We start from the raw sequence: 561 nt of genomic DNA, 5'->3' as shown, positions 1-561 counted from the left end.
CAGCTTTTCAAAGCCACCCACCGAGTCAATGTAATCTTTCGCAATTTTCACAATCTGCGAATACGGTTTACCATCAACCATTTCATCCCCGATAGCGCAAGAAAACTCAACAACCCGACCGGTTTCCTGTGCTTTCAAAAACGCGTAAATGTTAACCGACACGTCAGCTTTCGTAAGATCCTTACCATGCAATCCGCCGCCCGTAACAGCATCAGCCATGTCTGACCCGAGTTTTCGGTTAACCGCTCCCGTATCCACGCTGATACCACCAGTCCAGTCGCCTAAAGGATTAACAAACGCATTCGGATAGTCTTTCAATACGTCTTCTCGTTTAGCGTGAGACTGGCAGATGATAAGCTTTTCACCATCAAGAACATACTTGCCGTCATACGGATACTTTTCATAAACCTTTCGAGCAATAGCCGAGAGTTTCTTTTGTTCGTCTGTTAGTGGTACGCCTTTAAAAATCCCGTTATCAGCGCAACGAACCATACCATCCTGGTTTCGGCTTAAATGCTTATCCTGCGGCACAACCGTAATATCAATCTTTACTTTCCCAGG

1 protein-coding gene is annotated in these 561 nt (G+C 45.6%); it reads right to left on the bottom strand.

The genetic code is table 11. From position 1 onward, the window contains the following. The coding region (locus tag P0108_RS07165) for an S-adenosylmethionine synthetase N-terminal domain-containing protein (protein ID WP_473730943.1) at window positions 1-561 on the bottom strand (561 nt) is incomplete at both ends.

The organism is Gardnerella sp. c10Ua_244, from assembly GCF_055818055.1.
The sequence above is the reverse complement of the archived record's forward strand: the minus strand, read 5'-3'. Positions and strand labels throughout refer to the sequence as shown.